12 protein-coding genes are annotated in these 13,206 nt (G+C 62.0%); 11 read left to right on the forward strand and 1 reads right to left on the reverse strand.

The genetic code is table 11. The annotated features are described in order from the left end of the window. The first annotated feature begins 273 nt into the window (after positions 1-273). The 4 genes from C5F53_RS01005 (at position 274) to C5F53_RS01020 (ending at position 4,634) form a co-directional block, all read left to right on the forward strand. Positions 274-2,592 carry a TonB-dependent hemoglobin/transferrin/lactoferrin family receptor gene (locus C5F53_RS01005; protein WP_236635163.1) on the forward strand — a complete coding sequence of 773 codons (2,319 nt, stop codon included), beginning with the start codon at positions 274-276 and terminating at the stop codon, positions 2,590-2,592. A 39-nt stretch (positions 2,593-2,631) separates the two neighbouring features. Continuing rightward, positions 2,632-3,171 (forward strand): EF-hand domain-containing protein, encoded by a 540-nt coding sequence (locus C5F53_RS01010; RefSeq protein ID WP_236635164.1) that lies wholly within the window; start codon positions 2,632-2,634, stop codon positions 3,169-3,171. After that, a complete protein-coding gene (locus tag C5F53_RS01015; protein ID WP_236635165.1) occupies positions 3,168-3,746 on the forward strand; it encodes a DUF2271 domain-containing protein in 579 nt (192 codons plus the stop codon). The genes C5F53_RS01010 and C5F53_RS01015 overlap by 4 nt, the downstream gene beginning before the upstream one ends. A 78-nt stretch (positions 3,747-3,824) precedes the next feature. Then, positions 3,825-4,634 carry a DUF4198 domain-containing protein gene (locus C5F53_RS01020; protein ID WP_161499860.1) on the forward strand — a complete coding sequence of 270 codons (810 nt, stop codon included), beginning with the start codon at positions 3,825-3,827 and terminating at the stop codon, positions 4,632-4,634. Between the two features lie 25 nt (positions 4,635-4,659). On the opposite strand, the gene C5F53_RS01025 is transcribed toward C5F53_RS01020, so the two are convergent. Then, complete coding sequence (locus C5F53_RS01025) at positions 4,660-5,994, reverse strand: MFS transporter (protein WP_105259486.1); 1,335 nt, start codon at positions 5,992-5,994, stop codon at positions 4,660-4,662. 320 nt (positions 5,995-6,314) lie between these two features. Between C5F53_RS01025 and cyoA the strand changes: the two genes are divergently transcribed. Genes cyoA through C5F53_RS01060 form a run of 7 tightly spaced genes read left to right on the forward strand, consistent with a single transcriptional unit; the run spans position 6,315 to position 13,146 of the window. Beyond that, positions 6,315-7,370: a ubiquinol oxidase subunit II gene (cyoA, locus tag C5F53_RS01030; protein ID WP_105259487.1), complete on the forward strand. Its 1,056-nt coding sequence runs from the start codon at positions 6,315-6,317 to the stop codon at positions 7,368-7,370. An 8-nt stretch (positions 7,371-7,378) separates the two neighbouring features. Beyond that, a complete protein-coding gene (cyoB, locus tag C5F53_RS01035; RefSeq protein ID WP_105260342.1) occupies positions 7,379-9,382 on the forward strand; it encodes a cytochrome o ubiquinol oxidase subunit I in 2,004 nt (667 codons plus the stop codon). Further along, positions 9,375-10,007 carry a cytochrome o ubiquinol oxidase subunit III gene (gene cyoC, locus C5F53_RS01040; protein ID WP_105259488.1) on the forward strand — a complete coding sequence of 211 codons (633 nt, stop codon included), beginning with the start codon at positions 9,375-9,377 and terminating at the stop codon, positions 10,005-10,007. Before cyoB ends, cyoC begins: the two co-directional genes overlap by 8 nt. After that, positions 10,008-10,463 (forward strand): cytochrome o ubiquinol oxidase subunit IV, encoded by a 456-nt coding sequence (gene cyoD / locus C5F53_RS01045; RefSeq protein WP_105259489.1) that lies wholly within the window; start codon positions 10,008-10,010, stop codon positions 10,461-10,463. A 56-nt stretch (positions 10,464-10,519) separates the two neighbouring features. Next, the gene (locus tag C5F53_RS01050) at positions 10,520-11,302 is read left to right on the forward strand and encodes an SURF1 family protein (protein ID WP_105259490.1); all 783 of its coding nucleotides are present in this window, start codon (positions 10,520-10,522) and stop codon (positions 11,300-11,302) included. Then, entirely contained in the window at positions 11,286-12,623 is a 1,338-nt protein-coding gene (locus C5F53_RS01055) for an ATP-binding protein (protein ID WP_105260343.1), read from the forward strand. The genes C5F53_RS01050 and C5F53_RS01055 overlap by 17 nt, the downstream gene beginning before the upstream one ends. Next, complete coding sequence (locus tag C5F53_RS01060) at positions 12,613-13,146, forward strand: response regulator transcription factor (protein WP_105259491.1); 534 nt, start codon at positions 12,613-12,615, stop codon at positions 13,144-13,146. Before C5F53_RS01055 ends, C5F53_RS01060 begins: the two co-directional genes overlap by 11 nt. The last annotated feature ends 60 nt before the right edge of the window (positions 13,147-13,206 follow it).

The raw sequence follows: 13,206 nt of genomic DNA on the forward strand, positions 1-13,206 counted from the left end.
CCAGGCGCCAACCTCTAAGGGCGCGGTAAAAAAAATGTAGGGCCAAGACAAAAGGCATTTTTACTGGTGTACTATCGCCGCCAATCTAAATGCGAATCGTTCTTAATATCAATTAAGACAATTTTGCTGCCGCAGTACCCAGGAAGTAACGCAGGCCCCCAGCGATGGGCTTTTTCCAGCACGTATGGCGGCACCACCAGTTCATAACAAGGAGTGACGTCGATGGATTTTTTTTGCAACAGCCCTGAAACAAGCGCGCGCAAAACACGCTTGATGCAACTGCCCAAGCAGCGCCTGTTGGTGACGGCTATTCAGGCGGCCTTGATGGGTGCGCTGCCGACCATGGCGTGGGCACAGACAAGCGAAGAGCCAGTACAGGCCAATGCCGTGCGCTCGCTGCAGCAAGTGGAAGTCACCGCCGAAAGCGAAGCTTCACACCGCAAGCCCGGCGCCAACACCACCGTAGACGGTGATCAGCTGGAGCGGGCGAACAGCCTGGAGGATGTCGTGCGTTACCAGCCCCTGGTTTCTGCCCCTGGCGTGGCCACCGGTGCAAGCCGCAACAAAAGCAGCTTCGACCGCAGTGGCACCACGGGATACAACATCCGCGGGGTGGAGGGCAACCGCATTGGCATGGACATTGACGGCGTGGAAATGCCCAGCGCTACCACACGGCCGTATGTAAGCCGCGTGGGGGTCAATACGTTTGGGGTCGGCCGCGATTTCATGGATCCGGAAATGTACGGCTCGGCCGAAATCGACTCCGGCACCACCGCAGCACGCCGCAATGCAGGTGGCATTGGTGGTGCGGTGGGTTTCCGCAGCAAGTCTCCCGAGCTCTACCTCACGGGCGACACATCGTCCTACTTCAGCGGCAAGACGGGCTATGACTCAGCGGACCGTTCGTGGAACGAAAGCATCACGGCGGCAGGCCGCGCAGGACAGTACGACGGCCTGATCGCCTACTCCCGCAGGGATGGCCACGCCAGCAGCAACAACAGCAGCACCGTGGAAAGCGCTCCCAACGACTGGAACTCTAACGCGCTGCTACTCAAGGGCGGTGTTCAGGTGGATGCGGAAAACCACCTGTCGCTGTCGGCCGACATGTACCGGCGCAAGAACCAGTCCCAGTTCGATGGTTGGAACACGGCCAAAACGGCCATCACCGAGCGCTCCGCCCAGGACAGCAGCACCGGGCGCAACACACTCCAGCTCAGCCACCAATGGACGCCCAGCAACGCGTTTGCAGACCGCGTCGACACGCGGCTGTACCTGCAAGACACGTCCACCAACGATGTGACCGACACCACCACCTTGTCAAATGGATCTACTGTGCGCAATGTGTCGGGTACCCAAACCCAGGGCTGGGGACTGTCGACCACGGCTGACAAGCGGATTGGCAGCCACAAGCTGAGCGCGGGCCTGAACGCCTCGATCGAAGAGTCCGAACGCCCCTGGACGGTCTCAGGTTACATGAAGCCCCAGCCAGACACCACCACTTACCGCCAGGGTGTCTTCGTGCAAGACGAGATTACCTTCAGCGCCGGCGGCAAACGTTTGGCCTTCACACCGGCGCTGCGCCTGGACCGCGTGGAAACCCAGTCGCGCAACCTGCAGGACTTCGTGTCGGGCGCACTGACCCTGGCCGATGCCACACGCATCTACGGCAGCCCCTCGGTGAACACCATTGCCAGCCCCAGCTTAAGCCTGGTGTATGACCTGACACCCGAGTTCAGCGCCTATGCACAGTACAAACGCGGCGGACGTGCGGCATCCGCAGGTGAAGTTTTCGGCTCCTGGAACATGAATGCCAGCTACAGCGCCACCCAGTACGCGCTGATTGGCAACCGGGATCTCAAGGCTGAGACCAGCGACACCGTCGACATTGGACTGAAAGGCTCCCCGACCAAAGGGGTCAAGCTCAACACCTCGGTCTTCTACACCAAGTACAAAGACTTCATTGCCTACACGCGCTACACACGGGCAGCTAACCCGTCCATGTTCACCAACGTGCCCAGCAACCTCAGCATCATTTACCAGGCCGAGAACCGCGACGAAGCCAGCATCTACGGCTTTGACATCAGCACCCGCTTGGAGCACGGCGTCTGGTCACCGGGCCTGCAGGGGCTCTACAGCACCTGGGCCCTGGGCGTGAGCAAGGGTACGTCCAAGTCCTACTACCTTGGTGATACGGACGTCGATCTCGACAGCGTGCCGCCCGCCAAGGCCGTGATCGGCGTGGGCTTTGACGCGCCACAAAAGGCCTGGGGCCTGAACCTGACAGGCACCTTCGTGGCCGCCAAGCAGGCGGTCGCCACCAACCGCGAAGCCTATAGCAGCGGCGGCAGCCTGAATACCGCAACCATGCTCTTCAATGTGCCGGGCTACGCGGTCTTCGACCTGAGCGGCTACTGGCAAATTAACAAAACTTGGCGCATGAATGCCGGTGTCAGCAACCTGACCGACAGGCGCTACTGGGACTACGCCAGTGCGCGCAACCTGCAGCCCTCCGTCGCAGCGGACCAACGCGACCTGGAACTGCTTACCAACACCGGACGCAGCTACGCCGTGTCGCTGGTTGCTACGTTCTGACACCGTTTCATCAACACGCATTTTTTATAGGAGAACCACGTGAACATTACCCTCCCTCAACACCGCAGCCTGCGGACCACCCTGGCACTCACCGGTGTTGCACTTCTGCTGGGGGCCTGCGCAGCACCACAATCCCCAAGCACTGCGGCGGCGCCCGCACAACCCGCTGGTGGCCACGGCCAATCGGCTTTCTTGGGAAGCTACGATGGCAACCGCGACGGCGTGGTGCCACGGGCCGAGTACGACGCCATCCGCAAACAGCGTTTTGAGGCAGGTGACACCAACCGCGATGGCGTCTTGAACGAAGCCGAGTACGTGGCGGAGTTTGAACAGCGCCTGAAACAACAGTACTTCAGCGAAGGGCGCCAGCCTGACAAAGCCTATGAAGGCAGCATCAAGCAGGCCCATGTGCGTTTTGCCATCCTGGACCGTGATCGTGACAGCAAGCTGTCCCGCGAAGAAGACTTGGCAGTGGCGGACAAGACTTTCAAGTCAGCAGACACCAATGGCGACGGTGTGGTTTCCCGCAACGACCCACCCGCAGAGCCCCGTGCCAGCGGTGGCAATGCGGCCCCATGACAATGCAGCTCCCGGCCCCAGTGCCACGCGTGCGCGGCTGGGGGCATGTGATAGCCACCAGCGTGTTGGCACTTGCCCACAGTGCGCCGGGCTCTGCCGCCTCGTTGACGGTGGAGTTGACCCTTCCGGGCGCACAGAGCGGTGCGACGTACTACCGCCCCTACCTGGCAGTCTGGATAGAGAACGCGCAGGACCAATCGGTCGCGACTACGCTGGCCGTCTGGTACGACCAGCGTCTGCGCAACGACCTGGGCAAGATGTGGCTACGCAATTTGCGCACCTGGTGGCGTAAGGCGGGCGAGAGCATGGAGCTGCCAGCAGACGGTGTCAGCGGCGCCACGCGCGTGGCGGGCAAGCATCTGCTGCGCTACGAAACCACCCAAGCCAACCTGGCCAAGCTGCCCGCTGGTGACTACAACGTGGCCGTGGAGGTAGCCCGCGAGCAAGGCGGGCGTGAGCTGGTCCGTGCGCCGTTCCATTGGCATGGGGCATCCGTGCGCGATAGATTGCAAACCCAAACCCAAGCCCAGGGCAGCGTGGAGTTGGGTGATCTGGTCGTGCGGGTTCTGCCTTGAACGATGGTTTCCCTCCGCACACACGCAATCAACCCAGGGGTGATGCCACCCAATTTTTTTCTTTTTTGTGAGGATTTCATGAACCTGTTTACCGCAATGCTCCGCTCTGGCTCTGGCCTGCTGGGTTCCACCCTTTTGCTTCTGTCTGCAGGTGCGCAAGCGCATATGCCTTACCTCTTGCCCAACGTTTTCGACCTCAACACCCGCAACCACGTGTCGATCATTGCCTCGTTCACGGATGCGCTCTTTGTGCCAGACATCGCCATGAAGTCCGATGCCTATGCCGTCATTACCCCCAGCGGGGAACGCCAGCCCATCACACAAATCCAGTACCTCAAAGACCTGGCTACCTTTGAAGTAGCTACGCGGGAGCCCGGTGTCTACCGCATTACCAGTGGTGAGCGCCTGGGGCGCAAAGCCCGCATGTGGCAGCAGCCGGATGGCGTCTGGAAATTCGTCGATGAGCGGGAGCCAGCACCATCGCATGTGAAGGTGGTGGATGTGCAAAGTGTCACCACAGCCGATGTCTACGTGACACGTGGCAAGGCCAACCGCACCGCGCTGGCTGCCAACGGCAAAGGCGTAGAGCTCACCTTGCAGACATTGCCCCACGAGATTGTCGCGAAGCAGGCTGCCAAGGCCGAATTGCTATTTGAAGGCAAGGCCTTGGCGGATGTGAACGTGGATTTCTACCGCGGCTCTCTGGAAGGGATGAATGCCAAACCAGTGCTGACGGCGCGATCTGATGCGCAGGGCAAGATTGCGTTTACTTTGCCGGACACTGGCACGTATCTGGCCCTGATACGGCACCGCACCGAATCACCCGCCGGTGCAGAAACCGCCTGGCGCAGCTACAGCTACACCCTGACCTTTGCTGTGGTGGAGTGATTGCGCCGAGCCCAAGCGCAGAGGGTTAATCCTTGCGCTCAATCAAGCGATTGACGCGCAAGGCCGCCAGCGTACACACCACACCCGACAGCAGGTACAGCGACACGGCGCCCAAGCCAAATTTGGCAGACAGCCCCAGGGCCACCAAAGGCGCAAACCCGGCCCCCAACAGCCAAGCCAGATCGGCCGACAAGGCGGCCCCGGTGTAACGGTAATGGGCGGAGAAGTTGGCGGTTACGGTACCCGATGCTTGCCCATAAGACAGGCCCAGCAGCACAAAGCCCAACAACAAAAACACATTGTTGCCCAGCACCCCAGCCCCCAGCAGCCAAGGTGTAGCGAAGCTGAACACGCCAATCAGCACAGCCATGGCGCCCAACAAGCGGCGGCGGCCCACCCGGTCGGCCAGCCAGCCTGACAGCAGAATGGCCACTGCCGCCAACACCGCCCCGATGATCTGGACCTGCAGCACCTCGGTAAGAGACTGCGTGGAATACATGGCAATCCAGGACAGCGGGAACACCGTTGCCAGATGGAACAACGCGAAGCTGGCCAAGGCCGCAAAGGCGCCCAACAACACGTTGTGGCCTTCGTCGCGCATGACCTGGCTCACGGGCACGGGCTGCAACTCACGCTGTTGCAAGAGCTCGGTATACGACTGGCCCACCACTAGGCGCAGGCGTGCGAACAAGGCCACCACATTGATGGCAAAGGCCACAAAGAACGGGTAACGCCAGCCCCAGTTCAGAAACTCCGTGGTGCTGAGGCTCGCCAACAGGTAGGCAAACAGGCTGGCGGCCAACACAAAGCCCACCGGCGCACCCAGTTGCCCAATCATGGCAAACCAGCCGCGCCGGTCTTCGGGCGCACTCATAGCCAGCAATGAGGGCAGGCCATCCCAAGATCCGCCCAGCGCCAACCCCTGGCCGATACGCAACAACACCAAAGCCACGATGGCGATGTTTCCGACCGACGCATAACTGGGCAAAAAGGCGATACCTGCCGTGCTCACGCCCAGCAGAAACAAGGCCAGCGTCAACTTGGTGCCCCGCCCCCAGCGCCGTTGCACCGCCATGGACAGCGCCGTGCCAATGGGCCGGGCCACAAAGGCCAGAGAGAAGATGGCAAACGCCATCAAGGTTCCGTCCAACCGGGACAAATAGGGAAACAACAGGGAGGGGAACACCAGCACACAGGCGATGCCGAATACAAAAAAGTCGAAATACTCGGAGGAGCGCCCGATGATCACGCCCACGGCAATTTCACCGGGCGTTACGTCCTCATCGGTGTGGGCCCGCGCCAGCGACACCAAACTCTCCATGCCGGGCGCAGGCAGTGCTGCAGAACCTTGGCCAACCATATCAAACACTCCTGAATACTGAATAAGCGGCCACGGAATGACCATGGCTTCTTTGTACACCCGCGCCGCCCTCTTTTTTGCCCTCGGTGGGCACAGGAAAACCCTGATGGGCAGAGTTTTTGGATTGATTTTTCACATCGCGGCATAAAACGGCCGGCGCACGGACCCTAGCGATGTCAACAGGCCGGCACAGCCAGCACAACCCGCCACGCCATTGATCTTGGACAAAATGTCCAATCGACAAATTTGCTAGTCCAGCTACATTGCACCCATCAAGTCAACCGCGTTTACACCTAAGCGCATTCCAGTGCGCCCCTAGCATGCCAAAAACCATGGAACTCCGCAGACCCGCCTGGCTGGCGGCGACCGCCCTGACTGCCGGTCTGACCGGCTGCAGCAAGGCCGTCGTGCTCAACCCGGCCGGCGATATTGCTGCCCAGCAGGGCCAGATGGTGATCACCGCCACCTTGCTGATGTTGATCATCATCGTGCCGGTCATCGCCCTCACCCTCTTTTTTGCCTGGAAGTACCGCCAGGGCAACCCCGAGGCCACCGAAGCGGATTACGACCCCGAGTGGCACCACTCCACCTCGCTGGAACTGGTGATCTGGACGGTGCCGCTGCTCATCATCATTGCGCTGGGCGCGTTGACCTGGATCGGCACCCACAAGCTGGACCCCTACCGCCCACTGGACCGCATTGACGCCCAGCGTGCCCTGCCCGCCGATAGCAAACCGCTGGAGGTGTACGTGGTGGCCATGGACTGGAAATGGCTGTTTTTCTACCCCGAGCAAGGTATTGCCACGGTGAACGAGCTGGCTGCCCCGGTGGACCGCCCCATCCTGTTCAAGCTGACGGCCACGTCGACGATGAACGCCTTTTACGTGCCCGACCTGGCCGGCATGATTTACGCCATGCCGGGCATGCAAACCGAGCTGAATGCGGTCATCAACCGTCCCGGCGTGTTCCACGGCATGTCCTCACACTACAGCGGCGCAGGCTTTTCGGGCATGACCTTCAAGTTCCACGGCCTGAGCGAAGACGACTTTGCCCAGTGGGTGAAAAAAGCCAAAACCGAAGGCAAACCGCTGGACCGCAACACCTACCAAAATCTGGCGAAACCCAGCGAACGGGATCCGGTGCAGCGCTTTGCCAGTGTGGAAGAAGACCTGTACGACAAGGTGCTCAACCGCTGCGTGGAAGACGGCAAGATGTGCATGCACCACATGATGGCCATCGACGCCCAAGGGGGTGAGGCCTATGTGCGCTCCGCCGGCCTGAACCTGCCGCAGGACATCTGCACCCCGCAGAACGCGACCCAAGTGGTGGCCGCGCTCGACATTCGCGCCACGCCGCGCGCCAGCATTCGCCAATGAGCACTTCCATGTCTTCTGAAACTGTCTCCCCCTCCCACTGGGCCCTGGGCCGGCTGAACTGGGACGCCGTCCCCATGGCGCACGAGCCCATCGTGCTGTGGACCTTTATTGCCGTGGTGCTGGGCGGCCTTGGTGTGGTAGCTGCCATCACCAAATTCCGCCTTTGGGGCCCGCTGTGGCGTGACTGGATTTGCAGCATCGACCACAAAAAGATCGGCATCATGTACATGATTCTGGGCATCCTCATGCTGCTGCGCGGCTTTGCAGACGCCGTGATGATGCGCCTGCAACAGGCCATGGCCTTTGGCGACAACATGGGCTATCTGCCGCCGCACCACTACGACCAGATCTTCACCGCCCACGGCGTGATCATGATCTTCTTCGTGGCCATGCCGCTGGTCACGGGGCTCATGAACTACCTCGTGCCACTGCAGATTGGCGCACGCGATGTGTCCTTCCCCTTCCTCAATAACTTCAGCTTTTGGATGACCACCGCCGGCGCAGTGCTGGTGATGGTTTCGCTGTTCCTGGGTGAGTTCTCGACCTCCGGCTGGTTGGCGTTGTCTAACCTGGGCGCGCAGAGCCCCAGCACCGGGCTGGACTACTACATCTGGGCCCTGCAGATTGCGGGGGTGGGCACCACGCTCTCGGGCATTAACCTGATCGTCACCATCATCAAGATGCGCGCGCCGGGCATGAGCCTGATGAAGATGCCCGTGTTCACCTGGACCGCGCTGTGCACCAACGCACTCATCGTGGCCTCCTTCCCCGTGCTGACCGCAGCGCTGGTGCTGATGTCGCTGGACCGCTACGTAGGCACCAATTTCTTCACCAACGAGCTGGGTGGCAACCCCATGCTCTATGTGAACCTGATCTGGATCTGGGGTCACCCCGAGGTCTACATCCTGATCCTGCCCTGCTTCGGCATCTTCTCCGAGGTGGTGGCCACCTTCTGCAAGAAACGCTTGTTTGGCTACACCTCCATGGTCTACGCCACGGTGGTCATCACCATCCTGTCGTACCTGGTCTGGTTGCACCACTTCTTCACGATGGGTTCGGGCGCGAGCGTGAACACCTTCTTCGGTATCACGACGATGATCATCTCGATCCCCACCGGGGCCAAGATCTTCAACTGGTTGTTCACCATGTACAAGGGCCGCATCCGTTTCGAGCTGCCCATGATGTGGACCGTGGCCTTCATGGTGACCTTTGCCATCGGTGGCATGACCGGCGTGCTGCTGGCGGTGCCCCCGGCCGACTTCGTGTTGCACAACAGCCTGTTCCTGATCGCCCACTTCCACAACGTGATCATCGGCGGTGTGTTGTTCGGCCTGTTTGCCGGCATCAACTACTGGTACCCCAAGGCCTTTGGTTACAAGCTGGACCGTACCTGGGGCGTGCGCTCCTTCTGGCTGTGGGTGGTCGGCTTCTGGGTGGCGTTCGGCCCGCTCTATGTGCTGGGCCTGATGGGTGTGACCCGCCGCGCCAACCACTTCGAAGACACCTCACTGCAACCGTACTTTGTCGTGGCTGCCATTGGCGCTGCCATGATTGCGGCGGGTATTGCCTGCTTCCTGATCCAGCTGGTGGTGAGCTACCTGAAGCGCGAAGAACTGCGTGACCACACCGGCGACCCCTGGGATGCGCGCACGCTGGAGTGGGCCACCTCCTCGCCCCCGCCCGATTACAACTTTGCCTTTACCCCCGTGGTGCACAGCATCGACGCCTGGTGGGACATGAAAAAACACGGCTACCAACGCCCCCTGAGCGGCTTTGCGCCCATCCACATGCCGGCCAACACCGGTGCCGGTGCAGTGATCTCGGCCTTGTCGCTGGTGTTTGGTTTTGCGCTGATCTGGCACATGTGGCTGCTGGCCGGCGTGTCGTTTGCCGCACTGCTGTTTGCCTGCATCGCCCACACCTTCAACTACAAGCGTGATTTCTACATTCCGGCGGCCGATGTGATCGCCACCGAAGAAGCCCGCACACTGCAACTGGCCCGCCATGTCTGATACCACCCTGCACACAAGCGCCGCTGGCGCAATGGCCCCGCGCGAGTACCACCTCGCCCACGAGCCCCACCCCGAGAACGGCACCGCCCTGGGCTTCTGGCTCTATCTGATGAGCGACTGCCTCATCTTTGCGGCCCTGTTTGCCACCTACGGCGTGTTGGGCCGCAGTTATGCGGCGGGGCCCACGGGCGCGCAGCTGTTCGACCTGACGCTGGTGGCCATCAACACGGCCTTTTTGTTGCTCTCGTCCATCACCTTCGGCTTTGCCATGCTGCGCAAGCAGATGAATGATGTGAAAGGCACGCTGCTGTGGCTGGGCGTCACCGGGCTGTTTGGCCTGTGTTTCCTGGGGTTGGAGCTGTACGAGTTCTACCATCTGATTCACCAGGGCGCCGGTCCGCAGCGCAGCGCCTTTCTGTCGGCCTTTTTCACCCTGGTGGGCACCCACGGCCTGCACGTGACCTTTGGCCTGATCTGGCTGGTGGTGCTGATGCTGCAGATCAGCAAACACGGGCTGATTCCCGCCAACACCCGTCGCCTGATGTGCCTGTCCATGTTCTGGCATTTTCTGGACGTGGTCTGGATCGGTGTCTTCACCTTTGTCTACCTGATGGGAGTGCTGTAAATGAGCGCCGCACAACACACCGCACACGCCGCTACCCACGCGGGGCATGGCCATGATGAACACCATGCAGAAGACGGCCCCCACAGCACGCTCTCTGGCTACATGACCGGCTTTGTGCTGTCCATCATCCTCACGGCCATTCCGTTCTGGCTGGTCATGAGCAAGGTGATTGCCGACCGCAACACCGCCATCCTGGTGCTCGGCGGTTTTGCCGTGGTGCAGATTTTGGTGCACATGGTGTGTTTCCTGCACATGAACGGCAAGGTCGAAGGCGGCTGGACCCTGCTGTCTACCATCTTCACCGTGGTCTTTGTGGCCATTGCCATTGCCGGCACGCTGTGGGTCATGTTCCACATGAACAGCAACATGATGCCCGCACACCCCACACAACCCGTCCTACCCGCAGCGGTGCAGCCAGGGGCTGCGCCCGCCGCGGCACACCACGGCACACCCTGACACATCACGCAGTGCCAGCCCCCGCATCGCCCCGCCAGCCCACGCATCCCACCTGGATGCTGGCACTGCTTGCGGTGCTGGGCATCACGCTGTTTGTCGGGTTTAGTGCGCTGGGCGTGTGGCAAGTGCAGCGCCGCGCCTGGAAGCTGAACCTGATAGACCGCGTGACGCAGCGCATCCAGGCCACGCCCGTGGCCACACCGGCGCCCGCGTTGTGGCCGCAGGTAGATGCGGCACGGTATGAGTACCTGGCCGTACGCCTGCAGGGGCACTGGCTTCCCCACAAAACCGTGCTCACCCAGGCCACCACGGCGCTGGGCGCAGGCTACTGGGTGCTCACCCCGCTGCAACAAGCCGACGGCACCCAGGTGTTGGTGAACCGCGGTTTTGTGCCGCAAGCCCAGCGCACGCAGTGGCTACCCACCGACACACCAACCACTGCCGCGGCATGGGTGACGGTGGACGGCCTGCTGCGCATGAGTGAACCCGGTGGTGGTTTTCTGCGCCGCAACGACCCTGCGCAGCAGCGCTGGCACTCGCGCGATGTGGCCGCCATCGCCCAGGCCCAGCAGCTGGCGCAGGCAGCGCCATTTTTTGTGGACGCCGGCATGCCGGTGTTGCAAGGCGGTGCCTCGGTAGAACTTCCCCCTGCCATGCAAGGTGTGTGGCCCCGCCCGGGGCTGACGGTGGTGCAGTTCTCCAACAGCCACCTGGTCTACGCACTCACCTGGTTCGGGCTGGCCCTGATGGTTGCAGGATCGGCACTGCTTGTGGCACGCTATGAGCGCAGGCTGCGTGCCGCCGCCCTCCACCACCCCGCCCATGACCAGCAGCCCTAAGCTTTCCCCTCTGCCCCTGCACAAGGCCCGCTCCGCCAGCGCCGCGGCCGGGCGCAAAAACCTGCAACAGCTGATTCAGCTGCGCTGGATTGCGGTGGTCGGGCAGTTGCTCACCATCGAGGTGACCCACTACAGCCTGCGCCTGCCGCTGCCCCTGCAAGCCATGCTGGCCATCGTGGGCTGCCTGGTGCTCATCAACCTGGCCAGCCTGCTGCGCTGGCGCACCCGCCGCCCAGTACACGACATCGAGCTGTTTTTTGCCCTGCTGGTGGACGTGGCCGCACTGACGGCGCTGCTGTACCTGAGCGGGGGTATCAGCAACCCGTTTGTGTTTTTGTACCTGCTGCAGATTGCCGTGGGTGCCATGCTGCTGCGCGGCGGTTACCTCTGGTCCATCGTAGGGATGGCATCGGCCTGCGTGGCGCTGCTGGCGCAGCACAGCCGCCCACTGCCGCTGGCGCCCAACTTGCAGGATGGCTGGAGCAGCCCCTATGTGGTGGGCCTGCTGGTGTGTTTTGCACTCAACGCCATTCTGGTGGTCATCTTCATCACGCGCATCAACTACAACCTGCGCCGGCGCGACGCCCGCCTGGCCGCCGTGCGCCAGCGGGCGGCAGAAGAAGAACACATTGTGCGCATGGGCCTGTTGGCATCGGGCGCGGCCCATGAGCTGGGCACACCACTGGCCACCATGGCAGTGATTCTGGGCGACTGGAAACACATGCAGGCGCTGGGCGCCGACGCCACGCTGCAGGAAGACATTGCCGAGATGGAGGCCCAGGTCAAACGCTGCAAAAGCATTGTCAGCGGCATCCTGCTGTCGGCCGGCGAAACACGGGGCGAGTCGTCGGTGCAGACCACGGTGCGCCAGTTTCTGGACACCCTGGTGCAAGACTGGCGCACCACCCGTTCGGTGGACCAGTTTGTGTATGACAACCGCATCCAGCACGACAGCCCCATGGTGGCCGACACCACGTTGCAGCAAATGGTGTTTAACGTGCTGGACAATGCGCGTGACGCCTCCCCACACTGGGTGCGCCTGCAGGCCGAGCGCGACGCCGACGTGCTGCGCATCGTGGTCAGCGACCAGGGCCCAGGCTTTTCGCCCAGCCTGCTGGCGCAGATTGGCATCCCCTACCAGTCCACCAAAGGGCGGCCCGGCGGGGGCTTGGGCCTGTTCCTGTCCATGAACGTGGCACGCACCCTGGGCGGCAGTGTGGTGGCGCGTAACCGACCAGAGGGCGGTGCCGAGGTCACCATCACGCTGTCGCTGTCGGCTATCACCTTGCAAGACGCCAACCAGGAAGACCATGGACACTGAACGCCTGCTGCTCATCGTCGAAGACGACGAGGCCTTTGCCCGCACCCTGACGCGCTCTTTCGAGCGGCGCGGCTACCGCGTGCTGCACGCCGACGGTATGGCCGCCATGGAGGCCCTGCTGGCCACACACACGCCGGCCTACGCCGTGGTCGACCTGAAACTCAAGGGCGAAGCCACCGGCCTGGCCTGCGTGCGCGCGCTGCATGCACACAGCGAGGCCATGCGCATCGTCGTGCTCACGGGGTTTGCCAGCATTGCCACGGCCGTAGAGGCCATCAAGCTAGGCGCCTTGCACTACCTGGCCAAACCCTCCAACACCGACGACATCGAGGCCGCCTTCGGCCTAGAAGAAGGCAACACCGAAGTCGCGCTGACCAACCGCTCCAGCTCCATCAAGACACTGGAGTGGGAACGCATCCACGAAGTGCTGGCCGAGAGTGACTTCAACATCTCCGAAGCCGCCCGCCGCCTGGGCATGCACCGCCGCACCCTGAGCCGCAAGCTGGACAAACAGCGGGTGTAAAACGCCGCATCGGGTGCCACTGGCATGCCGTATCCTTGTGCCCACTCGGTGCAACCTGTG

The sequence above is a fragment of the Rhodoferax sp. TS-BS-61-7 genome, from assembly GCF_002943465.1.
GTDB lineage: Bacteria > Pseudomonadota > Gammaproteobacteria > Burkholderiales > Burkholderiaceae_C > Allorhodoferax.